At 53.7% G+C, this 25,540-nt stretch carries 21 protein-coding genes, 2 tRNA genes and 2 pseudogenes; 10 read left to right on the forward strand and 15 right to left on the reverse strand.

The genetic code is table 11. The annotated features are described in order from the left end of the window. Window positions 1-71: 71 nt before the first annotated feature. From HT085_RS07535 to mraZ, 10 genes are all read right to left on the reverse strand, one after another. Window positions 72-452, reverse strand: coding sequence for a tetratricopeptide repeat protein (locus HT085_RS07535; protein ID WP_003689448.1), 381 nt, complete (start codon window positions 450-452; stop codon window positions 72-74). A gap of 124 nt (window positions 453-576) precedes the next feature. Further along, entirely contained in the window at window positions 577-1,659 is a 1,083-nt protein-coding gene (mraY, locus tag HT085_RS07540) for a phospho-N-acetylmuramoyl-pentapeptide-transferase (protein WP_003689450.1), read from the reverse strand. 244 nt (window positions 1,660-1,903) lie between these two features. After that, window positions 1,904-2,080 carry a hypothetical protein gene (locus HT085_RS07545; RefSeq protein ID WP_003689452.1) on the reverse strand — a complete coding sequence of 59 codons (177 nt, stop codon included), beginning with the start codon at window positions 2,078-2,080 and terminating at the stop codon, window positions 1,904-1,906. A 2-nt stretch (window positions 2,081-2,082) separates the two neighbouring features. Then, on the reverse strand, window positions 2,083-3,441 hold the full coding sequence (locus HT085_RS07550) for a UDP-N-acetylmuramoyl-tripeptide--D-alanyl-D-alanine ligase (protein ID WP_010358960.1): 1,359 nt from the start codon (window positions 3,439-3,441) through the stop codon (window positions 2,083-2,085). A gap of 124 nt (window positions 3,442-3,565) precedes the next feature. Beyond that, the gene (locus HT085_RS07555) at window positions 3,566-5,212 is read right to left on the reverse strand and encodes a phosphoethanolamine transferase family protein (RefSeq protein WP_003693549.1); all 1,647 of its coding nucleotides are present in this window, start codon (window positions 5,210-5,212) and stop codon (window positions 3,566-3,568) included. Window positions 5,213-5,234: 22 nt separating this feature from the next. Then, window positions 5,235-6,713, reverse strand: coding sequence for a UDP-N-acetylmuramoyl-L-alanyl-D-glutamate--2,6-diaminopimelate ligase (locus tag HT085_RS07560; protein WP_047923773.1), 1,479 nt, complete (start codon window positions 6,711-6,713; stop codon window positions 5,235-5,237). 24 nt (window positions 6,714-6,737) lie between these two features. Further along, the gene (penA, locus tag HT085_RS07565) at window positions 6,738-8,483 is read right to left on the reverse strand and encodes a peptidoglycan D,D-transpeptidase PBP2 (protein WP_172761298.1); all 1,746 of its coding nucleotides are present in this window, start codon (window positions 8,481-8,483) and stop codon (window positions 6,738-6,740) included. Window positions 8,484-8,543: 60 nt separating this feature from the next. After that, window positions 8,544-8,807, reverse strand: coding sequence for a cell division protein FtsL (gene ftsL, locus HT085_RS07570; RefSeq protein ID WP_003701583.1), 264 nt, complete (start codon window positions 8,805-8,807; stop codon window positions 8,544-8,546). Between the two features lie 26 nt (window positions 8,808-8,833). After that, window positions 8,834-9,790: a 16S rRNA (cytosine(1402)-N(4))-methyltransferase RsmH gene (gene rsmH / locus HT085_RS07575; protein ID WP_003689462.1), complete on the reverse strand. Its 957-nt coding sequence runs from the start codon at window positions 9,788-9,790 to the stop codon at window positions 8,834-8,836. Beyond that, on the reverse strand, window positions 9,787-10,242 hold the full coding sequence (gene mraZ / locus HT085_RS07580; protein ID WP_003689463.1) for a division/cell wall cluster transcriptional repressor MraZ: 456 nt from the start codon (window positions 10,240-10,242) through the stop codon (window positions 9,787-9,789). Before mraZ ends, rsmH begins: the two co-directional genes overlap by 4 nt. Before the next feature lie 278 nt (window positions 10,243-10,520). Between mraZ and HT085_RS07585 the strand changes: the two genes are divergently transcribed. From HT085_RS07585 to HT085_RS07595, 3 genes are all read left to right on the forward strand, one after another. Then, a complete protein-coding gene (locus HT085_RS07585; protein ID WP_010951292.1) occupies window positions 10,521-11,768 on the forward strand; it encodes a class I SAM-dependent methyltransferase in 1,248 nt (415 codons plus the stop codon). Between the two features lie 95 nt (window positions 11,769-11,863). Then, window positions 11,864-11,940 (forward strand) — tRNA-Met (locus HT085_RS07590). 7 nt (window positions 11,941-11,947) lie between these two features. Continuing rightward, a tRNA-Ala gene (locus HT085_RS07595) sits at window positions 11,948-12,023 on the forward strand. A 185-nt stretch (window positions 12,024-12,208) separates the two neighbouring features. Here the strand turns inward: HT085_RS07595 and HT085_RS07600 are convergent. From HT085_RS07600 to HT085_RS07620, 5 genes are all read right to left on the reverse strand, one after another. Further along, window positions 12,209-13,030 carry an undecaprenyl-diphosphate phosphatase gene (locus tag HT085_RS07600; RefSeq protein ID WP_003689465.1) on the reverse strand — a complete coding sequence of 274 codons (822 nt, stop codon included), beginning with the start codon at window positions 13,028-13,030 and terminating at the stop codon, window positions 12,209-12,211. A 32-nt stretch (window positions 13,031-13,062) separates the two neighbouring features. Further along, the gene (locus HT085_RS07605; RefSeq protein WP_003689466.1) at window positions 13,063-13,707 is read right to left on the reverse strand and encodes a thiol:disulfide interchange protein DsbA/DsbL; all 645 of its coding nucleotides are present in this window, start codon (window positions 13,705-13,707) and stop codon (window positions 13,063-13,065) included. Window positions 13,708-13,709: 2 nt separating this feature from the next. Then, the gene (gene ftsN / locus HT085_RS07610) at window positions 13,710-14,573 is read right to left on the reverse strand and encodes a cell division protein FtsN (RefSeq protein WP_010360712.1); all 864 of its coding nucleotides are present in this window, start codon (window positions 14,571-14,573) and stop codon (window positions 13,710-13,712) included. A gap of 105 nt (window positions 14,574-14,678) precedes the next feature. Continuing rightward, a complete protein-coding gene (locus HT085_RS07615; protein WP_004465745.1) occupies window positions 14,679-16,175 on the reverse strand; it encodes a YifB family Mg chelatase-like AAA ATPase in 1,497 nt (498 codons plus the stop codon). A 13-nt stretch (window positions 16,176-16,188) separates the two neighbouring features. Continuing rightward, entirely contained in the window at window positions 16,189-16,509 is a 321-nt protein-coding gene (locus HT085_RS07620) for an accessory factor UbiK family protein (RefSeq protein ID WP_002216505.1), read from the reverse strand. 487 nt (window positions 16,510-16,996) lie between these two features. Here HT085_RS07620 and putP point away from each other — a divergent pair, with 487 nt between their 5' ends. The 7 genes and pseudogenes from putP (at window position 16,997) to HT085_RS07650 (ending at window position 25,456) form a co-directional block, all read left to right on the forward strand. Continuing rightward, window positions 16,997-18,523, forward strand: coding sequence for a sodium/proline symporter PutP (gene putP, locus HT085_RS07625; protein ID WP_003689473.1), 1,527 nt, complete (start codon window positions 16,997-16,999; stop codon window positions 18,521-18,523). Between the two features lie 251 nt (window positions 18,524-18,774). Then, complete coding sequence (putA, locus tag HT085_RS07630) at window positions 18,775-22,380, forward strand: bifunctional proline dehydrogenase/L-glutamate gamma-semialdehyde dehydrogenase PutA (RefSeq protein ID WP_010360714.1); 3,606 nt, start codon at window positions 18,775-18,777, stop codon at window positions 22,378-22,380. Window positions 22,381-22,744: 364 nt separating this feature from the next. Then, complete coding sequence (locus HT085_RS07640) at window positions 22,745-23,434, forward strand: opacity family porin (protein WP_048596783.1); 690 nt, start codon at window positions 22,745-22,747, stop codon at window positions 23,432-23,434. 234 nt (window positions 23,435-23,668) lie between these two features. Next, complete coding sequence (locus HT085_RS07645; RefSeq protein WP_003695979.1) at window positions 23,669-23,965, forward strand: hypothetical protein; 297 nt, start codon at window positions 23,669-23,671, stop codon at window positions 23,963-23,965. A 147-nt stretch (window positions 23,966-24,112) separates the two neighbouring features. After that, window positions 24,113-24,290 (forward strand): annotated as a pseudogene (locus tag HT085_RS11870) (DUF1275 family protein); the annotation flags it as partial. Window positions 24,291-24,443: 153 nt separating this feature from the next. After that, window positions 24,444-24,710 (forward strand): annotated as a pseudogene (locus tag HT085_RS11875) (YoaK family protein); the annotation flags it as partial. 68 nt (window positions 24,711-24,778) lie between these two features. Next, complete coding sequence (locus tag HT085_RS07650) at window positions 24,779-25,456, forward strand: YiaD family glycine zipper/OmpA-like lipoprotein (RefSeq protein WP_003705684.1); 678 nt, start codon at window positions 24,779-24,781, stop codon at window positions 25,454-25,456. The last annotated feature ends 84 nt before the right edge of the window (window positions 25,457-25,540 follow it).

The raw sequence follows: 25,540 nt of genomic DNA on the forward strand, positions 1-25,540 counted from the left end.
TAAAACAAATCATATTGGGCAGGAGACGTCCGCCCTTGCCCAAGCCGCTTTCAGACGGCATCGCGAGCCGATTAATAACCCGCCTTCAGGCGTTGGTCATTGTCGCAGCTGTTTTGGTCTCCGTTTTGACAAGCCTTGCCAAGCCATTGTTGAGCGAGCGCAAGGTCTTGGCGCACGCCGCGTCCATCGTAATACATCAAGCCCAAATTGTATTGGGCTTGGGCATCCCCTTGTTCTGAAGCCTTGCGATACCACTGCACTGCCTGTACATAATCTTGACGAACTCCTTGTCCATTTTCATACATCACGCCCAAATTGAATTGGGCTGCTGCATTTCCCTGTTCTGCCGCCTGCAAGTTTTCCCGAAAATCCGATACGTCACCCGCCCACACCGCTTGGTTCAAGCCCAAGGCAATCAGGGCGGCGGCAAGCCATTTGACTGTCTGTTTCATGGTTTTCTCCTGTTTTAGTATAAGGCGGGTTTCAGCCGCCGTTAACGATAGGACGGGGCGGATTGCCGCCGCAGGTTTATTGCGCGTTCAAATGCCGTCTGAAAGGTGTTCGGACGGCATAGGTTCAGCGAATTTTGAGGGTACTCAAACCGATCAATACCAAGACGATGGTAATAATCCAGAAACGGACGACGACTTGGGTTTCTTTCCAGCCTTTTTGTTCGTAATGGTGATGAATCGGCGCCATCAGGAAGATGCGTTTTTTGGTTTTCTTGTACCAGCCGACCTGAAGCATAACGGACACGGCTTCTACGACGAACAGACCGCCCATAATGACGAGGACAAATTCTTGGCGGACGATGACGGCAACAGTACCGAGCGCGGCACCCAATGCCAGCGCGCCGACATCGCCCATAAAGACTTGCGCGGGATAGGCGTTGAACCACAAAAATCCGAGGCACGCGCCGCACATGGCGGTGCAGAATATAGCGACTTCGTTCGCGCCGGCGACATAGGGAAGCTGGAGGTATTGGGAAAATTGGTAGTGTCCGCTGACGTAGGCGAAAATGGCGAGCCCGGCGGCAACGAGGACGACGGGGAAGGCGGCAAGGCCGTCCAAGCCGTCGGTGAGGTTGACGGCGTTGGATGTGCCGACGATGGTCAGGTAAGACAACACCAAAAAGCCGACCACGCCCAGCGGCAGGGCGATTTGTTTGAAGAACGGGACAATCAAAATATTGTTGGCGGAATTGGCGGCAAGGTAAAACAATGCCAAACCGGCGATAACGGCAACGCTTGACTGCCACACCATTTTGAATTTGGCGGACACGCCGTTGGGGTCTTTATAAACGACTTTGCGCCAGTCGTCGTAAAAACCGAGCGCACCGGTGGCAAGCAGTACGCCCAAGAGAATCCAGATATACGGGTTCGCCCAGTTGCCCCACAACAGGGTGGACACGGTAATGGCGGTCAGAATCAGCGAACCGCCCATCGTCGGCGTGCCGTTTTTGACGAGGTGGGTTTGCGGGCCGTCGGTACGCACTGCCTGCCCGCATTTGAGCGCGGTCAGCCTGCGTATCGTCCACGGGCCGAACATCAGGGAAAACGCCAAGGCGGTCAACGCCGCCATAACGGCGCGGAATGTGGTGTATTGAAAAATATTCAGACCGGTTAACCAGTTGCTGAAATGTGCGAGCCATAAAAACATGGGGCTTCCTTTTTTGTTTTGTCGTTATAGCGGATTAACAAAAACCGGTACGTCGTTGCCCCGCCCCGGCTCAAAGGGAACGGTTCCCTAAGGCGCCCAAGCACCGGGCGAACCGGTTCCGTACTATCCGTACTGTCTGCGGCCCGCCGCCTTGTCCTGATTTTTGTTAATCCGCTATACATCGGGCTTGCGCCCGCTTGAGGTTTGCTTGCTGTCCGGCAAGGTTTCGGACGGCTTTTGCAGATTAACGTGCAGGGACTTTCCCAATCACGCAAATCGGGTAGCTCCCCGGATTTTTGCCGCCGCCCAAGTCTAAACATAAATCTTCATAAAGATACGCCTGCGTCCGCATTCCGGCATAAAACGCGCCGACCAGCGCGGCAATCAGCAATAAGGCTTTAAAAAAACGTCGGCTTTTCATTTTCACTTATCCTCCAATGCCTCGACCACTTCTTCCATCTGCATAAAGCGCGAACCTTTCACCAACACGGTGGCGCGTTCGGGCAAATCGTGGCTCAACACTTGAATCAACGGGTCTTTGGCGGCGAACCACAAACCGTCCGCGCCAAATTTTTCCGCCGCTTCGACGCTGTTGTCGCCGACAAAATAAGCCGCTTCGATGCCTTGGTCGCGGGCGTACGCGCCGACTTCGGCGTGCATGGCGGCGGCTTCGTCCTCGCCCAGTTCGCCCATATCGCCCATCACGAAAATGCGCGGCGCAGGCATACGCGCCAACACGTCAACCGCGGCTTTCATACTGTCGGGATTCGCATTATAAGTATCGTCAATCAGGGTTGCGCCCTTGATGCCGGCTTTGACGTTCAGACGGCCTTTGATGTTGCTGAAGCCTTGCAAACCTTCCGCCACATCGTTCAAACTCAAACCGGCAGCCAAAGCCAGCGCGGCGGCAGCGGCGGCGTTGTGGACATTGTGGCGGCCGGGAACAGGCAGCACCACGGCAGTGCGCTCGTCGCCGCACACCAAATCAAATTCGCACGACAAAGGTTTCAGCACGATATTTTCCGCGCGGACATCGCCGCTATCGACGCCGAAAGTGCACGTATTCAAATTAAACGTTGCCGTTTTGAAGACAGCCATATTGGCATCTTCTTGAGGAATCAGTGCCATGCCGTCTGAACATAAGCCTGCATAAATCTCGCTTTTCGCTTTGGCAATATCGCCCACTCCGTCGAAACCGCATCCGACATGGGCGCGCAGGGCGTTGTTGACCAAAGCGGCATCGGGTTTGGCGATTTGCGTTAAAACCGCCAGTTCGCCAAAATGGTTCATGCCCATTTCAATCACGGCATAGCGGTGTTTTTCGTTTAATTTCAATAAAGTCAGCGGCAATCCGATGTGGTTGTTGAAGTTGCCTGCCGTCGCCGAAACGGCATCATCGCCGAAACGGCGGCGCAATACCGCAGCCAGCATCTCCTTCACCGTCGTCTTGCCGCCCGAACCGGTAATGCCGAACACAAACGGGTTCACATTATCGCGCCACGCCTTCGCCAACGTTTGCAACGCGGCAAGCGTGTCATCGACTTTCAACGCGCCGCCCAAAGCCGCGCAATCTTCGCGCGAAACCACAACCGCCGCCGCGCCCGCAGACAATACGCCTCCAACAAAATCATGCGCGTCAAACCGCCCGCCCGCCAATGCGAAAAACACATCGCCTTCCCGAATATCGCGGCTGTCGGTTACGATGCGCGACACGGGTTTGTTTTCAGACGGCATCGGAAGCTTGAGGGCTTGGCAGATGAAATTTAGGTCCAGTGGTTTCATATTTGCTTTCGTTAATATTCGGGCGGCGGACACATCGGTAGCGGCTGATTTTTTTATCGCCTGTTTTGCTGTGGTAAAACACAGATTATTTTCCCATTCTCATTCGGCATTTTTTCTGTACGTATCATTTTTTAGACGTATTTTTAGCCGATTTGCCTTTTCCCGCATACCACGGCGCGGGGTCGTCGGACTGTCTGTCGATAAAGGCAAGGTTATTGCCTTCGCCCGGCACATCGGGGACATTCCCCCAAAAATCATAGCCGTCATCGGGCAACTCGTCGGTTTCGATACCCGTCCAACTGCCGAATCCGCGTAAAAAATTAAACGCGCTGCGCCTCACTTTAATCATTTCGCGCCGCGTGTCATCGGACGAAATTTTAACCAGCGGCACGCCGTAGCTTTGACGCTTCCACTCGCCGTGTGTCAACGTTCGCTCGCCGCCTTTGCCGACATGCATCAAACCGTGGTCGGAAAAGTAAACCAAAGACCAGCTTTCTTTATTTTCATTCAATATCTTAACCGTATCTTCTAAAAATTTATCGGTTTGCGCGATGGTGGAAACATAGCAGGATATTTTTTCAGTTTGATACTGAAACCGCCGCGCATCCTTATCCAAACGTGTGCAAAAATCACTGTGCGAACCCATCAGGTGCATCACAATCAGCCGAGGCTTCGTGCCTGCATTTCCTGTCAAAACCCGTTTGAACGCCGGCAACAAAAGGCGGTCGCTCAACCCCGCGCTTTTGCCATAATCACCCCTTTGGGTAAACCACGGATAATCGCTGCGTAGGGCATAGGTGGAAATTTCGTTGGCAAAATGCCCCAACATTCCTTGATTAGACAGCCACGCCGTCCGAAAACCCGCCTGCTTCGCCAAGCTGACAATGTTATTGTTCGGCTCTCCCGGCAGCCCCAAAGTCTGCGGCAGCGAAAGATTCGTCGCGTGGGCGGTCGATTGGTAACCGTTTATCAACAGCCCTTTGGTCCGACTCAAAAAAGGCGTATCGGGCAATGGGAAACCGTAAACATTCATATAATCCGAACGCGCGCTCTCACCGATAACCACAACATAATTTTTATACTTGGGCGCAACATGACGGATATGCCATGTTGACGCTTTTTTTGCTGCTTCCAAAATGTGGGCGCGCTTGGCGGCATATTGTGCCGGCGCGGAAGCCAAATCGTAATACAGGTCGAAAATATTCAACAACAGGCCGGCATCAGGTTCTCGCCAATCTTTATCGCCGGCGATTTTCTCCATCACCGCGCAGGATAAAATCAAAGTCAATAATATGGTCAGCCATATTTTGCTGCGGCGTTTATAGTTTTTTACGTCAGCAAATACCCCCACAGATACACAATATTTCCAAACTGTCAAGCCAAAAATGAAAAATAATGCCTGCACAAAATAAAGCGACCCGGGAAGATTGCCGACAAATTCACGCGCCTCGGCAGGATTGCTTTCCAATATCGAACCGACTATCTGATAAGAAGGCGCACCATACAGCCAGCCGACCGGCAAATATAGGGCGGTTGTGCCGACGTAAATCAGTAAAACAACTGAAGAAACGCGCGGGAAGCCGCGTGCCAATAATAATAAAAATACAACCGAAGCCAAAGCGCCCACGGCAGAATAACGGTAGCCGTATTCATATTCCAAGTGATAACCTGATGCGATGGCCGCGCCAAAACAAAAGGCTAAAAGCGCGCAAATGCCCAATGTATTTTTTAATGTCTGATCCATATTTTTTATTCGGGCGGATTGTTTCATACGATGCCGTCCGAATATCCCATTATTTACGAGTTAACAAAGCCTGCCCGACGATTTCAAGATCGGAAAAACGGTGCTTCACGCCCTGTACATCCTGATAGTTTTCGTGTCCTTTGCCGGCAATCAGGATGATGTCGTTTGCGGCGGCCTGCTCAACCGCATAACGGATGGCGGCGGCACGGTCGGCTTCGACGCATTCGGGCGCGGGCACGGCGGGCAGGATGTCGTTGATGATGTCTTGCGGATTTTCCAAACGCGGGTTGTCGCTGGTTACGACGACTTTATCCGCGCCCTGTACGGCTGCCGCGCCCATCAATGGGCGTTTGCCGCAATCGCGGTTGCCGCCGCAACCGAATACGCACCATAAGGCCGCACCCTGCGGTTTGATTTCCTGCAAAGTGGAGAGTGCTTTTTCCAATGCGTCGGGCGTGTGGGCGTAATCGACGACGACCAAGGGCTTGCCGCTGTTCATGATGCAGTCCATGCGCCCTGAAGCGGGACGGATTTTTGCCAGCACATCCAATACCTTATCAAGCGGATAACCGTTGGCACAAAGCAAGGCGATGCAGGCGGCGAGGTTTTGCGCGTTGAACCGTCCGAGCAGGCGGGTGCGGCATTTTCCTTCGCCCCACGGGGTTCGGAATACGGCTTCTATACCGTCTGAAGAGGCGGTGAAATCGGTAATGCGGATGTCGGCGTGTTCGCTGAAACCATAGCTGTAAACGGCTAAATCGGGACAGTCTTTTTTCAGACGACCTGCGAGTTCCGCGCCGTATCCGTCATCGGTATTGATAACGGCGTGTTTCAAGCCGTGCCAGTAAAACAGGCGCGACTTGATAGCACCGTAGGCTTCCATCGTGCCGTGGTAGTCGAGGTGGTCTCGGGTGAGGTTGGTGAAGATTGCGCTGCGGAACGGCACGCCGTTGACTCGCGACTGGTCAAGGCCGTGGCTGGAAACTTCCATCGCGGCGGCTGTTGCGCCTTGTTGACGGAAACGGTAGAGCAGGGTTTGGACATCGACGGGGGCGGGGGTGGTGTGCGCGGTTTCTTCCAATGCACCCCAAAAGCCGTTGCCGACCGTGCCGATAATGGCGGTTTTTTCGCCCAACAAATCGGCGGCTTGCGCCAGCCATTGCGTGATGGAGGTTTTGCCGTTGGTTCCGGTTACGCCCCAGACTTTGAGACCGTCTGAAACGTTGCCGTAAACCTGTGCCGCCAATATGCCGGCACGGTGTTTCAAATCTTTGATGCCTTGATTGGGGACTTTCCATTCGGGATTCCACGCGAATCTGCCGTCGTCGTCCCAAAAAACAAAAGCCGCGCCGTTGGCAACGGCGGCGGGGATATAACTGCGGCCGTCGGTATATTCGCCCTGACAGGCAACGAAAATATCGCCTTGTTTGATTTGGCGGCTGTCTGAATGCAACAAACGCCCTGCCGCGTTTGCACACGACAGGGTCGGGATGCCGGTTTCAGCCAAAGGGCTTAACTTGCTGAACATAAAACAATCTCGTTGATACTCGGATTAAGACGGTGTTTTGACGGCTGCGGCGGTCAGTGGCTTGGTCGGGGAAATGCCCAAGATGTTCAGGCTACCGCCCATAACTTGTTTGAAGACCGGACCTGTCACCACGCCGCTGTAGTAACCGTTTGCAGTCGGCTCGTCAATGGTTACCGCCACAATCACACGCGGATTTTTAGCCGGGGCAAAACCGATGAAAGTGGCAACGTGTTTGTAATCGACGTAACGACCGTTAACCAACTTACGCGCCGTACCGGTTTTTGCGCCGACGTCGAAACCATCTACCGCACCGGCAATACCGCTACCGCCGGCTTCAGTAACGGAAACCATCAACTCGCGCACTTTTTTGGCAGTAGAGGCTTTGATGACGCGCTTGCCTTTAGGGGCAACCGCCTGTTTTTCAAAGCTGACCGGCAACAAAACACCGTCATGCGTCAACACGGTATAGGCCCGTGCTAATTGCAGCAGGCTCAACTGCAGACCGTAACCGAAAGACATCGTCGCCTGTTCGATAGGCCGCCATTTCCGCCAATTACGCAACACGCCCGCGCTTTCCCCCGGAAAGCCGGAATGCATACGCACACCCACACCCAAATCATGGTAAAAATCATACATTTCTTTAGGCGTGAATTTTGCAGACAGTTTGCTGGTACCGACGTTGGAAGATTTTTGCATGATGCCGCGTACATCCAAAGTAGGATAAACGTGGGTATCTTGTACGGTGGCCGGGCCGATTTTGTAGGGCAGAGTATTGAATGTATCGGTCGTATCCACTTTGCCGGAATCCAGCGCTTTGGCAATGGTAAACGGCTTCATGACAGAACCGGGTTCAATCATGTCGGTTACGGCGCGGTTGCGGCGCTGTTCGCTATTAGCCTGGCCGGGCTGATTCGGATCGTAAGCCGGGCTGTTGACCAACGCCAAAATTTCGCCGGTTTGCGCATCCAATACCACAACCGTACCCGCTTTTGCCTGATGGTATTCGACCGCCTTGTTCAACTCTTCATAAGCCAAGGTCTGAATCCTCTGATCGAGGGAAAGGATGATGTCTTTGCCGTTTTGCGGTGCTTTATTGCGCGGGGAATCCAAGCTGTCCACAATATTGCCCTGCCGGTCCCGCAAAACGACTTCCGCGCCGTCTTCGCCATGCAGGCTGTCTTCAAGCGAAAGCTCCAAGCCCTCCTGACCTTTGCCGTCAATATCGGTAAATCCGATGACGTGTGCAAACAGGTTGCCCATCGGGTAATGGCGTTTTAATTCTTTTTCAAATACAAAGTTTTCCAAACCCAAGGCTTTGACCTCTTCGGCAACCTTGGGATCGAGCTGCCGCTTGATCCAAATAAACGACTTGCCTTTCTGTTCGAGTTTGTTCCTCAAAACATCGACCGGCACATCGACAAGCTCGGACAGGCGTTCCAATTGGGCGGCAGACGGCATTTCCTTCATATCTTTAGGCACGGCAAACAGGGACTCCGTCGGCGCGCTCAACGCCAAAACCGCACCGTTCCGGTCCGAAACCGTACCGCGTGTAGCCGGCAATGCTTGAGTCCGCACAATCCGGTTGTCGCCCTGTTCTTTCAAAAAGTTATACGTTACCGTCTGCAGATACAGCCCGCGGGCAATCAGACAGGCAAACAAGACCGCCATTGCCATCAGGACGAAGCTAATCCGTCCGTTACTGGTCATCGGCTTTTTGACCTGCTCTTCTTTGGGCAGCATCCGGGGCTTATATTCGCTTTTAATCAACATTTTTACTTCTCGTTATTATTATCCTGATGCAGGAATCCGATTCCGGCACACAGGCTGCTTCTATCTTTGATGTTCCACCATAAAGGTATTGCCCGAAACCGGCGGATGGAGGTTTTGTTTTTCTGCCGCCGCCCTGATCGCTTCGTGATTCGCCAAACGCGCCTGTTGCACCCTCATTTGCGCATAATCCTGCTCCAAGGCGATTTCCTGTTTTTTCGCCTTGTCCAAAGCTGTGAAGTTGAGCCTGTACTGGTTTTGCTGCATCACAACGGAAAAAGCGGAAACGCACACCGCAAGCAGCAGAAAGAAATTCGATTTGTTCATTGCCGTTCAGACGTTTTTCTCTGTTATTATTCCGGTATCGGACCGGCAGTCCGCTCCGCCACACGCAAAACTGCGCTCCTCGCCCTCGGGTTGGCGGCAATTTCCGCTTCACCCGGCTTTAATGCCCTGCCCACGATTTTCAGGGGCGGCTCGGGCAAATCCGCTTCTCTGACCGCCGCCCAGCTCGGCAGGGGCTCGTGTTGCGAATATTTTTTGACAAACTGCTTCACAATGCGGTCTTCCAACGAATGGAAAGCAATGACCGCCAAACGCCCGCCCTCTTTCAGACGGCACATGACCTGCGGCAATACCGCCCCTACTTCTTCAAGCTCGCGGTTAATAAAGATGCGGATTGCCTGGAAGGTGCGCGTCGCAGGATCCTGCCCCCGCTCGCGAGTACGGACGTTTTGTGCCACGATCTGCGCCAGCTTGCGGGTTGTATCGATTGGACTTTCCGCCCGTTGCGCGACAATGGCGCGCACAATCTGGCGGCTAAACCGCTCTTCACCATAATTCTTGATTACCTCGTGCAAATCCTGTTCCGACGCAACCGCTATCCACTCTGCGGCAGACATACCGCGCGTCGTATCCATACGCATATCCAAAGGGGCATCGAAACGGAAGCTGAAACCGCGGCTGCCGTCATCGATTTGCGGAGACGAAATCCCCAAATCAAACAGCGCACCGTCCACCTTGCCGATACCCAAACCGTCCAATGCCGTCTGAAACGAAGCAAAACCGCCATGCACGACACCGACCCGTTTGTCCGAACGCGCCAGCTCTTCTGCCACAGCAATCGCCTGCGGGTCTTTGTCGAAAACAATCAACCGCCCCGCATCGCCCAAACGCGACAAAATCAGCCGGGAATGCCCTCCCCTGCCGAACGTACCGTCCACATAGACACCGTCTTCGCGCACGGCAAGCGCATCCACCGCCTCATTCAGCAAGACCGTGATATGCCGGTAACTTTCTGCTCCACTCACAATTGCAAATCCGTCTGACTCAACTGGAAGGCAAGTTCGTCAGGATCGTCATCCAAAGCCTGAACCATCTCAGCCTCCCACTGCTCGCGACCCCAAAGCTCCAAACGGTTGGCACGGCCGACCAAAACAACTTCACGGTCGAAATCCACCCTTTTCCTCAGTCCGGCAGGAACCAGCACCCTGCCGGCGCTGTCCCATTCCAAAATTTCCGCGTTATGCAGCAAAAGATTTTGAAACCGCCGCAAAACAGGGTTATCCGCCACTTTTAAGTTTAAAAGTTGCGCCGCAACCTTTTCCCACTCCGCAACAGGGTACATCAACAGCTTATGTTTCGACTCGAGCGTTGCCACTACGGCAGGCGTATAGAGGCGCGACAGAATGTCGCGGAATTTGGCAGGAACAGCCAACCGCCCCTTACTGTCGATGCTTAATTCGTGTGCGCCGCCGAACATGACATGCCCCAAGCCGAAATCAAAATCACAAGGGTAAAAGAGACACTTTGCCCCACAATTCCCCACCAATCGACACTATAAGAAATTTTAAACACTCGGTCAAATCAGGGCATGAAAACTCATTAACATATCTGAAATTTTTATTCTGTTTAAAAACAATAAGATAAAAAATGACGACAACGGCACGGCGGGTGCAGTACAGAGTGACCGAACCAATAAACAACTATATATGATTAATTTAATAATATAAACACAATATATAGTATTAAGATAAAGCCATGACAGCACCCGTACCAACGTGTAATATGTCGGGAAATCCAATAAATTTACACAAGCTAACATTTATCATGCTCCTCCCCTCCCCCGAAGCACGGCAATCCTCGCTCAATCTGCAAACCCTCATTGCCGAAGAAATCGGCAAACACGGCAATTGGATTCCATTTTCACGTTTTATGGAATTGGTTTTATACGCTCCGCAATACGGCTACTACACCGGCGGCAGCCATAAAATCGGCAATACCGGGGATTTTATTACCGCACCGACCCTCACCCCTCTGTTTGCACAGACACTGGCACGCCAACTTCAAGAACTCCTGCCCCAAACGGCGGGCAATATCTATGAATTCGGCGCGGGAACCGGACAGCTTGCCGCCGATTTGTTGGGCAGCGTTTCAGACAGCATCAACTGTTACTATATTATTGAAATATCGCCGGAGCTGGCAGCACGTCAGAAAAACCTGATTCAAGCCCGTGCACCGGAAGCATCTCAAAAAGTTGTCCACTTGACCGCACTTCCCGAAGCGTTTGACGGCATCATCATCGGCAACGAATTACTCGATGCCATACCTGTCGAAATCGTCCGTAAAAATGAAGGAGGATTACTCGAGCACATCGGCGTTTGCACGGATAACGGCCGTTTCGCCTATTCTGCAAGACCCTTGCACGACCCGTCGCTTTCCACCTCGGCTTCCCTCTATTTTCCTCAAACAGATTATCCCTATACCAGCGAACTGCACCCGCAACAATATGCCTTTATCCGCACCCTTGCCTCAAGGCTTGAACGCGGGGGTATGATATTCATCGACTACGGTTTTGATGCGGCGCAGTATTACCACCCGCAACGCAATCAAGGCACATTGATCGGACACTACCGACACCACGTTATCCACAATCCTTTCGACTTCATCGGGTTGGCAGATCTGACCGCCCACGTCAATTTTACCGACATTGCCCAAGCCGGTACGGATGCAGGACTGGATTTGACAGGCTATCTGCCCCAGTCCCATTTTCTGCTGAATCTGGGCATAACCGAACTGTTGGCACAGACGGGTAAAACAGATTCGGCAGCCTATATCCGTGAAGCCGCCGCTGTTCAAAAACTGATTGACCAGCATGAAATGGGCGAACTGTTTAAAGTCATCGCATTCGGAAAAAATATCGGCATCGACTGGGCAGGATTCCGCTTCGGCGACATCTGCCACAAACTCCAACCCTCGTGCCGTCTGAATCCGCTTCAGACGGCATAAACTTTTTAACATTTAAAAACAAGAAACTAATTCAAAATTAAAAAATACGGCTTGTCAAAAAAACAAAAAAACATATAATAGCTAATTCACGAAACGGCGAATTAGCTCAGTCGGTTAGAGCAGAGGAATCATAATCCTTGTGTCCGGGGTTCGAGTCCCTGATTCGCTACCAGATTTTCGGGGGTATAGCTCAGTTGGTAGAGCGCTTGCATGGCATGCAAGAGGTCAGCGGTTCGATCCCGCTTACCTCCACCAGATAAAAAAGCACAGACCGTAAAAGGTATGTGCTTTTTTATTGCCTGATTGCCGGAAAATAAAGAATAAACCACTGCCTTCAAAACAGGCAATCGACTTTAAACCTATTGCCCCGCCTGTCCTGATTTTATCAGCCCGCCAGACAAACCCGACCTGAATAATGTCTTCAGGTCGGGTTTATGGTTTCATTCCCAACTTATCCAGCCCGACAACCACAATATTATGATGACAATGCCGAAAACAATGCGGTAATAGGCAAACGGGATATAGTTTTTCTTGGAAACAAACTTCAGCAGTGCTTTAACCGCTACCAAACCGGAAACAAAAGCGGCAATAAAGCCTATCAAAATCAAACCGACATCATGCAGGGTGAAAAATCGGTAATGTTTCAGGACATCATAAGCCGTTGCTGCAACCATCATCGGAACGGCCAAGAAAAATGAAAACTCCGTTGCCGTTTTCCGCTCGATTCCCCAAAGCATCCCGCCCATAACCGTACTGCCCGAACGGGACGTACCCGGAACCAGTGCAAACACTTGGGCAACACCGATCATCAACGCATCAATCGGACGCAATGCATCAACATCGGCAATTTTAGGCTCTGCTCGGCTTTGGCGTTTCTCCACCCACAAAATAAAAAAACCGCCCAAAACCAGCATGACTGCAACACTCAAGGGGTTAAACAGATACTCTTTGATTTGTTTGTCGAACAACAGCCCCATCACGGCGGCAGGTATAAAAGCAATGGCAAGATTGAGGACGAAACGGTTGGCTTTCCGGTCTTTTCCCACGCCATGCAACACATTGCTGAAACGCTGCCGGTATTCAAACACTACCGCCAAAACCGCACCGAGCTGGATGGCAATTTCAAAAACCTTGTGATTGCTGTGAAAACCAATCAGATTGCCGAACACAATCAAATGTCCGGTGCTGGAAATCGGTAAAAATTCGGTAAAACCTTCTACCAAGCCCATCATCAGGGCTTTCAGGACAATCAGAAAATCCATTGCTTGCGCTTCTTTCGGATACGGGAGTTCGGCTATTTCTGTACAGCAGGGGTCTGACGCTTGCGTTCTTCCCTGACTTTGGCAACCAATTCTTTAATCGTATGAACGCCGCCATCAAAGCCATTATTGAAGATAACGCGGTATTTTCCGCCGACAATAACGGTCGGCGTGCTGTCAATACCGTATTGTTCCGTCAGTTTCTGCATTTTTAATGCGACGGCGGCAGCTTCGGGGGAATCATAGGCGCGCATCAGTTTTTTGCCGTCAAAACCTTTTTGAGATAAAGCCCATTTTCCGGCAACAGCCCTGTTTTCCAAACGGATTTTTTGTTCGTAAACTGCTTTAAACACAGCAGAGTTTGCCTGATATTTCAAACCCGACAGCTTGACCGCAGCAGCCATTCTTGCCAGACCGAGCATTTCAGGCCGCCAGACCACGTGCTCCGTCCGCAGATAAGTATCAGACGGCAATGCCTTGCCCAGTTTCAATAACAAAGGATCGAAATGATGGCAATGTACGCAAAAATAGCCGAAAAATTCCAAAACCTCAATTTTTCCCGGCTGTTCTTGAGGAATGGGTTTATCCAACACAAGATAGTCTTCCCCTTCCGTCAGGGCATATGCCTGCGCGGACAACACTGCCGACAGCAGCAGCGGCAACAGATGTTTAAACTTCATAATTATTTGCCTTCAATCGCACGGATCAGGCTGGCAACCCCATGCTTTTTCAACTCGTCCTGCATTTTTTTCACCGCATCGGCAGACATATTGCCGCTTTGCACGCGGTAAAGCGTTTTATGTCCCGCCTGATAGCCGACCACTTCGGAAGATATGCCCAAGATTGCCAGTTTGGCACGCTGCCCTTCCGCGCTCCGGCGGTCGGCATACGCGCCCATTTGCAGATAATGCGTTGCTTCCGCCTTGCCAAACGTTTTCATTTTCTGCACTTCTTTGGCAGCGGCACTGCGCGCTTTTTCGATGCTGCCGCTGTTGAGGATTTGTTCCGGGGTCGGTTTGGGTGCAACTTTTTCCTTCGCCGCCTTTTTCTCTTCTTTTGAAGCTTTTTTCTCTGTTTCTTTAGACGGTTTTACCGCTTGTTTTTTAACCGTTTCGGCATCTTTCTTCTGCGCTTTTTCCCTGACGGTTTGTTCACGCTCTTCCGTCAGTGCTTTCTTGCGCACTGCCTGTCCGTCCGGCTCTTCCCGTTCCGGCTCGCCCGCCTTTTCTTCAACCTCGTCGGCTTTGTCGGCAACGGGCTGCTTGTCGGCAGCTTTTTCCGCATCCGACTGCTCTGCCTCTTTCGCAACATCCGGTTCGGACAAGGCGTTTTGATCGGCCGGTTCAGGTTGGATGTCTTCCTTAGGCTGGTTTTTCAGTTTCAGGATTTCCGTTTCTGCAGGCTGCTTCGACGGAGCCGGGATTTTGAACGCATTTTGACCGCCCTGGTTCAGATAAAGCAAAATACCGGCAATAATGACCGTTGCCAGTATCAAACCGAAGAAGAAACCGGACAGACCTTTTCCGGATTGGGAAAATTTGTTCATAAACATACCTTAATGTGTTTCAGACGGCATTAACGCCGTTTGCTTACGGGCGGATATTCTAACAATATCGCCATATTTGGGCAAAACCTGCTTCCATTCCCGTTCCTATAAAGCACGACGGAAGCCTATGGCTTTCATGACGTGGCTTCTGCCGACTTCTTCATCGCCCGCCAAATCCGCCAATGTACGCGCCACGCGCATAATGCGGTGGAAGCTGCGGGCGGAAAGAGACAATTTTTCCAGCAGGCTACCCAAGGCTTCCTGCGCTTCTTTTTGGATACGGGCTTGGGAATCGAGTTCGCTGACGCTCAAAGCGGCGTTGACTTTGCCCTGCCGTGCGTATTGTTTGCCGCGGGCGGCGATGACGCGTTCCAAAACGGACGCACTGCTTTCGCCCGCTTCCTGCTGCATCAGTTCGGCGGCGGACAGGCTGGGGACTTCGATGGTCAAATCGATGCGGTCGAGCAGCGGACCGGAAATTTTGCTTCGGTAACGCGCGACACTTTCGGGCGTGCAGCGGCAGGGTTTGACGGGATGCCCGAGATAACCGCACGGACACGGGTTCATGGCAGCGACAAGCTGGAATTTGGCGGGATAGACGGCTTGGCGCGCCGCGCGGGAAATGTGGATTTCGCCGTTTTCCAACGGTTCGCGCAAAACCTCCAAAACTTTGCGGTCGAACTCGGGCAATTCGTCCAAAAATAAAACGCCGTGATGCGCCAATGAAATCTCGCCCGGACGCGGATCCGAACCGCCGCCGACCATAGCCGCCGCGCTGGCGCTGTGATGCGGACTGCGGAAAGGACGGTTGCTGTCGAGTTGTTGTTGGTGGTTGGGCAGGAGCGAACGCAATGCCCAAACTTCTACCAATTCGTCTTCGGCCAGCGGCGGCAGGATGCCGGGCAGCCGTTGGGAGAGCATAGACTTGCCTGTTCCCGGCGGGCCCATCATCAAGAGGCTGTGTCCGCCTGCGGCGGCGATTTCCAAAGCAAGGCGGGCAGTGTGCTGACCTTTCACATCACACAAATCAGGTTGTCCGCCATGTTCAGACGGCATTTGCGGTACGGAACATTCGGTTTGCGCCAAAGGTTCGATACCGTTCAAATGAGCGGCGACTTCGCCCAAAGAGCGCGCGCCGTAAACGGTAATGCCGCGCATCACGGCGGCTTGTCCTGCGTTTTCTTCAGGCAAAACAAATGCACGTTTTGCCTGCATACCCTGCCACGCCATCGCCAACGCGCCGCGCACGGGGCGCAACAACCCCGACAGTGCCAATTCCCCCGCAAACTCGTATTCCGCCAGCTTTTCGGGTGCAACCTGCCCCGATGCGGCAAGGATGCCGATTGCTATCGGCAAATCGAAACGCCCCGACTCTTTGGGCAGGTCGGCAGGGGCGAGGTTGACGGTGATTTTTTTGGCGGGGAATTCAAAACCGCTTTGAATAATGGCGGCACGGACGCGGTCGCGGCTTTCCTTTACTTCCGTATCGGGCAGTCCGACGATGTTGAAATGCGGCAGGCCGTTGGCAAGGTGGGCTTCCACTTCGACCAACGGCGCATTCATACCGCTCAAGGCGCGGCTGTAAACCAAGGCAAGCGACATATTTCAGACGGCCTTATTCGCCGGCTTCGGTTTGCTGCCTGATTTCGGCGACGGCTTCTTCGGCAGCGGCTTCAGCCGCTTCCAATGCTGCCCGTTCGGGATTTTGCGCGGCTTCGAGTTTCGCCAGACGTGCTTCCAAAGCCGCCAGTTTGGTACGGGTTTTAATCAAAACCTGCTGCTGGATGTCGAATTCTTCGCGCGTAACCAAATCCATACGGTTGAACGCGCCGCCCAGCATCGCCTTAATATTTTTTTCCACATCTTTGGCAGGGCTGTTGGCGATGGTTTCGCTGATTTTCGAGCCGACTTCTTCAAAAAGCTGCTTGCCGAACATAATCTGCATCCTTCCTGAACATATCAAATTCAAGCGGCTATTGTATAAGGAAAAATGCCGTCTGAAAACGGGCGGCGGATAATCGTCAAAACATACCGCGCCCCCTTTGCGGTTGCTAAAATTACACTTCGAGACACCTGCCGCCTGAAAACGGATTTCATATTCCGCGCAACGCCCGATTACATTACAAGACACTACAAAACAATATGCTGTTTTAAATGATTTTTCCGATGCGCATCGTTTCAAACTCGGCTTTTTAAGCCATTAAGTGCTTTGCAAACAACAGAAATTGGGTTATGCTGAAACGGATTATTTACAATTTCATATAGTTTCATTACATATCTTATTGTAATTGAAGATAATTTATCCGAATCCCCTTTCGGGTATCCGGATTTTCCGTTGTACTTTCATTAGAAAAACATTTCAGGCGCAAGTTGCTTGCAATTTCAAAGCCTGTAATTCTGAAGTTTTAGACGAGGAATAGCACATGAATCCCATGTACATCACTTTTGCAATCTATTTGGTTGCAGTCCTTCTCATCGGGCTTGCCGCTTATTTTTCCACGCGCAATTTCGATGATTATATTTTGGGCGGGCGCAGCCTGGGCCCGTTTGTTACGGCGATGTCGGCAGGCGCGTCCGATATGTCCGGCTGGCTTTTGATGGGTCTGCCGGGCGCGATTTATTTGAGCGGTTTGAATGAGGCTTGGATTGCCATCGGCCTCTTGGTCGGCGCGTATTTCAACTGGCTCTTGGTGGCGGGCCGCCTGCGCGTGCATACCGAATATGCCAACAATGCGCTGACGCTGCCGGATTATTTCTTCCACCGCTTCGGCGCGGGCGGACACTTGATGAAAGTGGTTTCCGCACTGATTATCCTGTTTTTCTTCACGATTTATTGCGCCTCGGGCATTGTGGCGGGCGCAACCCTGTTCCAAAGCCTGTTTGAAGGTATGACTTACAATCAGGCAATGTGGCTGGGCGCGGGCGCGACCATCGCCTATACCTTCTTGGGCGGCTTCTTGGCGGTCAGCTGGACGGATACGCTGCAGGCTTCTTTGATGATTTTCGCCCTGATTTTAACGCCGGTGATGGTCTATCTGGGCTTGGGCGGCGCGGAACAGATGTCTGCCGCAATTCAAAGCGTCGCCGCAGGCACGGGCAAAGAATACGGCAGCCTGTTTGCCGGTACGACCGTCATCGGCATCATTTCCACCGCCGCCTGGGGCTTGGGCTATTTCGGACAGCCGCACATTTTGGCGCGCTTTATGGCCGCCGAAAGCGCGAAATCGCTGGTATCCGCACGCCGCATCGGCATGACTTGGATGGCGTTGTGCCTTGCGGGCGCGGTAGCGGTCGGTTATTTCGGCATTGCGTATTTCGGTGCAAACCCCGACAAAGTTTCTTCTATGAGCGGCAACCACGAACGCATCTTCATCGCGCTTTCCACCCTGCTGTTCAACCCTTGGATCGCCGGCATCATTTTGAGCGCGATTTTGGCGGCGGTGATGTCCACCCTGTCCTGCCAGCTTTTGGTTTGCTCCAGCGCGATTACCGAAGACTTCTACAAAGGTTTTTTGCGTAAAAACGCGCAACAGTCGGAATTGGTATGGGTCGGCCGCCTGATGGTATTGGCGATTGCCGTGATTTCCATCCTGATTGCTTCCGATCCGAACAGCAAAGTATTGGGACTGGTGTCTTACGCGTGGGCAGGTTTCGGTGCGGCATTCGGCCCGATTGTGATTCTGTCCGTATTGTGGAAACGCATCACTGCCTACGGCGCGTTGTCAGGCATGGTTGCAGGTGCGTCAACCGTTGTTGTGTGGGCGGAATGGGTAAAAAAACCGGCTCGAGCGGCAGGCGAAAGCGGCTTGTTGACGATGTACGAAATCGTCCCGGGCTTTATTGTTTGCTTGATCGTTGCCGTGTTGGTTTCCCTGTTCAACAAAGAACCTTCGCGCGAAATCCAAGAACGCTTTGAAAAAGCCGACGCAGATTACCGCGCCGCCCGATAAACCCCTTTCAGACGGCACGGCATCCCGGTTCGTGCCGTCTGAACCCGCTTCCGGGCCAAACACAAATAAACCTTGCCTGCATACAGGCCTTATTTGTGTTTTACCCGTTTCATTTTCAAAGAAACGGAAGCACCGATTCTGCCCGCATTTGAAGCCTTGTATTTCATCTGCGGATTTATTACGATATTACCGTATTCAGGCCGCACCGATGCCGTCTGAACCCCCCGAAAAAACTTTGGAGGATCCAAAAAATGTTTCATTTTGCATTTCCGGCACAAACTGCCCTGCGCCAAGCGATAACCGATGCCTACCGCCGTAATGAAATCGAAGCCGTACAGGATATGTTGCAACGTGCACAGATGAGTGACGAAGAGCGCAACGCCGCCTCCGAGCTTGCCCGCCGTTTGGTTACCCAAGTCCGCGCCGGCCGCACCAAAGCCGGCGGCGTGGATGCGCTGATGCACGAGTTTTCACTCTCCAGCGAAGAAGGCATCGCGCTGATGTGTCTGGCAGAAGCCCTGCTGCGTATCCCCGACAACGCCACGCGCGACCGCCTGATTGCCGACAAGATTTCAGACGGCAACTGGAAAAGCCATTTGAACAACAGCCCTTCCCTCTTCGTCAATGCTGCCGCCTGGGGTCTGCTGATTACCGGCAAGCTGACCGCCACAAACGACAAACAAATGAGTTCCGCACTCGGCCGCCTGATCGGCAAAGGCGGCGCACCGCTCATCCGCCAAGGCGTAAATTACGCCATGCGGCTTCTGGGCAAACAGTTCGTCACCGGACAGACCATTGAAGAAGCCCTGCAAAACGGCAAAGAACGCGAAAAAATGGGCTACCGCTTCTCCTTCGATATGTTGGGCGAAGCCGCCTACACCCAAGCCGATGCCGACCGCTACTACCGCGACTATGTCGAAGCCATCCACGCCATCGGCAAAGATGCGGCAGGACAAGGCGTTTACGAAGGCAACGGCATTTCCGTCAAACTCTCCGCCATCCATCCGCGCTACTCGCGCGCCCAACACGGCCGCGTGATGGGCGAACTGTTGCCTCGCCTGAAAGAATTGTTCCTTTTGGGTAAAAAATACGATATCGGTATCAACATCGATGCCGAAGAAGCCAACCGTCTGGAGCTGTCTTTGGATTTGATGGAGGCACTCGTTTCCGACCCCGATTTGGCCGGCTACAAAGGCATCGGTTTCGTTGTTCAAGCCTACCAAAAACGCTGCCCGTTCGTCATCGACTATCTGATTGACCTGGCCCGCCGCAACAACCAAAAACTGATGATCCGCCTCGTCAAAGGCGCGTATTGGGACAGCGAAATCAAATGGGCGCAAGTGGACGGCTTGAACGGCTATCCGACCTACACCCGCAAAGTGCATACCGACATCTCCTACCTCGCCTGCGCGCGCAAACTGCTTTCCGCGCAAGACGCGGTATTCCCGCAATTCGCCACCCACAACGCCTACACCTTGGGCGCAATCTACCAAATGGGCAAAGGCAAAGATTTTGAACACCAATGCCTGCACGGTATGGGCGAAACTTTGTACGACCAAGTCGTCGGTCCGCAAAACTTAGGCCGCCGCGTGCGCGTGTACGCCCCGGTCGGCACACACGAAACCCTGCTCGCCTACTTGGTGCGCCGCCTGTTGGAAAACGGCGCGAACTCGTCTTTCGTCAACCAAATCGTTGATGAAAACATCAGCATCGACCGCCTGATTAAGAGCCCGTTCGACACCATCGCCGAACAAGGCATCCACCTGCACAACGCCCTGCCGCTGCCGCGCGATTTGTACGGCAAATGCCGTCTGAACTCGCAAGGCGTGGACTTGAGCAACGAAAACGTATTGCAGCAGCTTCAAGAACAGATGAACAAAGCCGCCGCACAAGACTTCCACGCCGCATCCATCGTCAACGGCAAAGCCCGCGATGTCGGCGAAGCGCAACCGATTAAAAACCCTGCCGACCACGGCGATGTTGTCGGTACGGTCAGCTTTGCCGATGCCGCGCTTGCCCAAGAAGCGGTTGGTGCAGCCGTTGCCGCGTTCCCCGAATGGAGTGCGACACCTGCCGCCGAACGCGCCGCCTGCCTGCGCCGTTTCGCCGACCTGCTCGAACAGCACACCCCCGCGCTGATGATGCTTGCCGTGCGCGAAGCGGGCAAAACGCTGAACAACGCCATTGCCGAAGTGCGCGAAGCCGTCGATTTCTGCCGCTACTACGCAAACGAAGCCGAACACACCCTGCCTCAAGACGCAAAAGCCGTCGGCGCGATTGTCGCCATCAGCCCGTGGAACTTCCCGCTCGCCATCTTTACCGGCGAAGTCGTGTCCGCCCTGGCGGCAGGCAACACCGTCATCGCCAAACCTGCCGAACAAACCAGCCTGATTGCCGGTTATGCCGTTTCCCTCATGCACGAAGCCGGCATCCCGACTTCCGCCCTGCAACTCATCCTCGGCGCAGGCGACACGGGTGCGGCATTGACCAACGATGCCAGCATCGGCGGCGTGATTTTCACAGGCTCGACCGAAGTGGCGCGCCTGATCAACAAAGCCCTTGCCAAACGCGGCGACAATCCCGTCCTGATTGCCGAAACCGGCGGACAAAACGCCATGATTGTCGATTCCACCGCACTTGCCGAACAAGTCTGCGCCGACGTATTGAACTCCGCCTTCGACAGCGCGGGACAACGCTGCTCCGCCCTGCGTATCTTATGCGTCCAAGAAGACGTTGCCGACCGTATGCTCGACATGATCAAAGGCGCGATGGACGAACTCGTCGTCGGCAAACCGATTCAGCTCACTACCGATGTCGGTCCCGTCATCGATGCCGAAGCGCAGCAAAACCTGTTGAACCACATCAACAAAATGAAAGGCGTTGCCAAGTCTTACCACGAAGTCAAAGCCGCCGCCGATGTCGATTCCGAAAAATCCACGTTCGTTCGCCCCATCCTGTTTGAATTGAACAACCTCAACGAACTGCAACGCGAAGTCTTCGGCCCCGTCCTGCACGTCGTCCGCTACCGCGCCGACGAACTCGACAGCGTCATCGACCAAATCAACAGCAAAGGCTACGCCCTGACCCACGGCGTACACAGCCGCATCGAAGGCACGGTACGCCACATCCGCAGCCGCATCGAAGCCGGCAACGTTTACGTCAACCGCAACATCGTCGGTGCAGTCGTCGGCGTACAGCCCTTCGGCGGACACGGTCTGTCCGGCACAGGACCCAAAGCAGGAGGTTCGTTCTACCTGCAAAAACTGACCCGCATCCCCGAATGGGTTGCCCCGACCCTGAGCCAAATCGGACAGGCAGACGAAGCCGCGCTCAAACGCCTCGAAGCCCTGATTCACAAACTGCCGTTCAACGCCGAAGAGAAAAAAGCCGCAGCGGCCGCTTTGGGACACGCCCGCATCCGCACCCTGCGCCGTGCCGAAACCGTCCTTACCGGCCCGACCGGCGAGCGCAACAGCATCTCATGGCACGCGCCAAAACGCGTTTGGATACACGGCGGCAGCACGGTTCAAGCCTTTGCCGCACTGACCGGACTTGCCGCCTCCGGCGTACAGGCAGTGGTCGAACCCGACAGCCCGCTGGCTTCCTACACCGCCGACTTGGAAGGTCTGCTGCTGGTCAACGGCAAACCCGAAACCGCCGGTATCAGCCACGTTGCCGCCCTGTCGCCTTTAGACAGCGCACGCAAACAGGAACTTGCCGCCCATGACGGCGCACTCATCCGCGTCCTCCCTTCGGAAAACGGACTCGACATCCTGCAAGTGTTTGAAGAAATTTCTTGCAGCATCAACACCACAGCCGCCGGCGGCAACGCCGGCCTGATGGCGGTTGCCGACTGATTTTGCCAAACCGCCCGGGCGCGGCCCGTGAACAAATGCCGTCTGAAAACCTTTCAGGCGGCATTTTATAGTGGATTAACAAAAATCAGGACAAGGCGGCGGGCCGCAGACAGTACAAATAGTACGGCAAGGCGGGCCAACGCTGTACTGGTTTAAATTCAATTCACTATATGTGTTGGCACATCGCTCCAAACCTGATATAATCCGCCTTTCAACATCAGTGAAAATCGTTCTTTTTAGTCAGTTAACATTAAATTTCGGAGTCGAAAAATGAATCCAGCCCGCAAAAAACCTTCTCTTCTCTTCTCTTCTCTTCTCTTCCGCAGCGCAGGCGGCAAGTGAAGGCAATGGCCGCGGCCCGTATGTGCAGGCGGATTTAGCCTACGCCGCCGAACGCATTACCCACGATTATCCGAAACCAACCGGTACAGGCAAAAACAAAATAAGCACGGTAAGCGATTATTTCAGAAACATCCGTACGCATTCCATCCACCCCAGGGTGTCGGTCGGCTACGATTTCGGCGGCTGGAGGATAGCGGCAGATTATGCCCGTTACAGAAAGTGGAACAACAATAAATATTCCGTCAACATAGAAAATGTGCGGATACGTAAAGAGAATGGCATCAGGATAGACCGGAAGACGGAAAATCAGGAAAACGGTACGTTCCACGCCGCCTCTTCTCTCGGCTTGTCCGCCGTTTACGATTTCAAACTCAACGATAAATTCAAACCCTATATCGGTGCGCGCGTCGCCTACGGACACGTCAGACACAGCATCGATTCGACCAAAAAAGCAACAGAGTTTCTTACCGTCCCCCATGGTAAGAACATAAAATCTACAACTTATGATAATATTAGTCCACAGACGCAAAACGCCCATCACCAAAGCGACAGCATCCGCCGCGTAGGTCTCGGTGTCATCGCCGGTGTCGGTTTCGACATCACGCCCAAGCTGACCCTGGACGCCGGGTACCGCTACCACAACTGGGGACGCCTGGAAAACACCCGCTTCAAAACCCACGAAGCCTCATTGGGCATGCGCTACCGCTTCTGATTCCCCGATACCGATGCCGTCTGAACCTTCAGACGGCATTTTTAAGGCGCAAGATCGGGCAAACGGCATTTTCAGACGGCATAACTGACAGTATAATCCGAACATCCGGCCGCTTTCGCGCGGCCTTCAGCATTATCCGATTTTTTCCGAAAGCCGAACCATGCAATACAAACCCCTCCTGCTCGCCCTGATGCTTGGCAGGCGGCGGGTGAAGACCATGGGCGCGGCCCGTATGTGCAGGCGGATCTGGCTTACGCCTACGAGCACATCACCCGCGATTATCCCGAAGCAACCGGTGCAAACCAAGGCAAAATAAGCACGGTAAGCGATTATTTCAAAAACATCCGCACCCGCTCCGTCCACCCCCGACTCGCCCTCGGCTACGATTTCGGCGGCTGGCGCGTCTTTTCCGCCCCCGCCGTTGCCGCCGGCCTCCACCAATCCCTTCAATATTACCGATCCCGCCATTGCCGCCGATTCCGTCAAATCCATCAATTCCGCCGAATCACGCCTATTCCCCAAAAACCTTGATGCGGCGGGCTGAAGCCCGCCCTGCAACCCTCTCTATGCACCCCCTTGCGAGCCCGACACTACGCAACATCTTGAGAACCCATCCTGTCAAGAATACCCGAACCGTCCCGATACACCGTAATCCTAAAACCCGCCATTCCCGCGCTGCAATGGGACATCGGCGGCAGCGGGGCGGTTTTCCCTTCGCTCGCACTGTTTCTGCTCTGTTTCATCATAGGTATGCACAACACGGGGATGACGCTTCTGCCGGGCGGTGCAATCCGTTCGACGCACATGGCCCGGCACGGCAGCCGACTTGGGCATCGAAATCCCGCGCGTGCCGTACTATAGTGGATTAACAAAAACCAGTACGGCGTTGGCCCGCCTTAGCTCAAAGAGAACGATTCTCTAAGGTGCTGAAGCACCAAGTGAATCGGTTCCGTACTATCTGTACTGTCTGCGGCTTCGCCGCCTTGTCCTGATTTTTGTTAATCCACTATATTCCTAAACCCACCATCCGCGCCTGCCGCACGTACACGTCGACAAACCGAAAATATGGCTGCTCGGCGGCATCGTCGGCGCGTGGGGCTGCCATAAAATCGGACACCATTTCTCCCTGCCCGTTTCGGCAGTATTGCCGATACCGGGTGCAGGCTCGGTCGGCTACGATGTGAAGGTACGTTTTTTTGCGGATGTGGCTGCGGTTTCGGCGCAAATCACGATAAACCCGCGTTGTTTCGGGAAAAATCGGGTAATTTCAGGTTAATTGCACTTTTTCAGACGGCATGATTGCTTATAGTTGTACGGTTTGACATATGCACGGAAGGAAACGCCATGACTTTCTTCAAACCCTTTACCGTCGTGCTGACCGCATCCGCACTCGCGCTTTCCGGCTGCGTTGCCGACCCCGTAACCGGACAGCAGTCCCCAAACAAATCCGCCATGTACGGTTTGGGTGGCGCGGCAGTGTGCGGCATCGTCGGCGCACTGACCCACAGCGGCAAAGGCGCACGCAATTCCGCGCTTGCCTGCGGCGCAATCGGCGCAGGCGTGGGCGGCTATATGGACTACCAAGAGCAGCGTTTGCGCCAAAACCTTGCCGGCACGCAAATCGAAATCCAACGCCAAGGCAACCAAATCAGGCTGGTGATGCCCGAAAGCGTTACCTTCGCCACCGGCAGCGCGGCGTTGGGCGGCAGTGCGCAATACGCCCTGAACACTGCCGCACAGACGCTGGTGCAGTATCCCGACACGACGCTGACCATCAACGGGCACACCGACAACACAGGTTCCGATGCAGTCAACAATCCGCTTTCGCAACACCGCGCCCAAGCGGTTGCCTACTATCTGCAGACGCGCGGCGTGGCGGCTTCGCGCCTGACGGTTTACGGCTACGGTTCGCATATGCCGGTCGCGTCCAACGCTACGGTTGAAGGCCGCGCGCAAAACCGCCGCGTCGAAATCCTCATCAACCCCGACCAACGCGCCGTCAACGCCGCACGGCACATGTAACGCGCCCTGCAACGCCAATGCCGTCTGAATGTTTTTCAGACGGCATTTCCGTATTCGCAAGCACAGCCGTACCCCGACTGTAAT

It is taken from the genome of Neisseria gonorrhoeae (assembly GCF_013030075.1).
GTDB classification, from domain to species: Bacteria; Pseudomonadota; Gammaproteobacteria; order Burkholderiales; family Neisseriaceae; genus Neisseria; species Neisseria gonorrhoeae.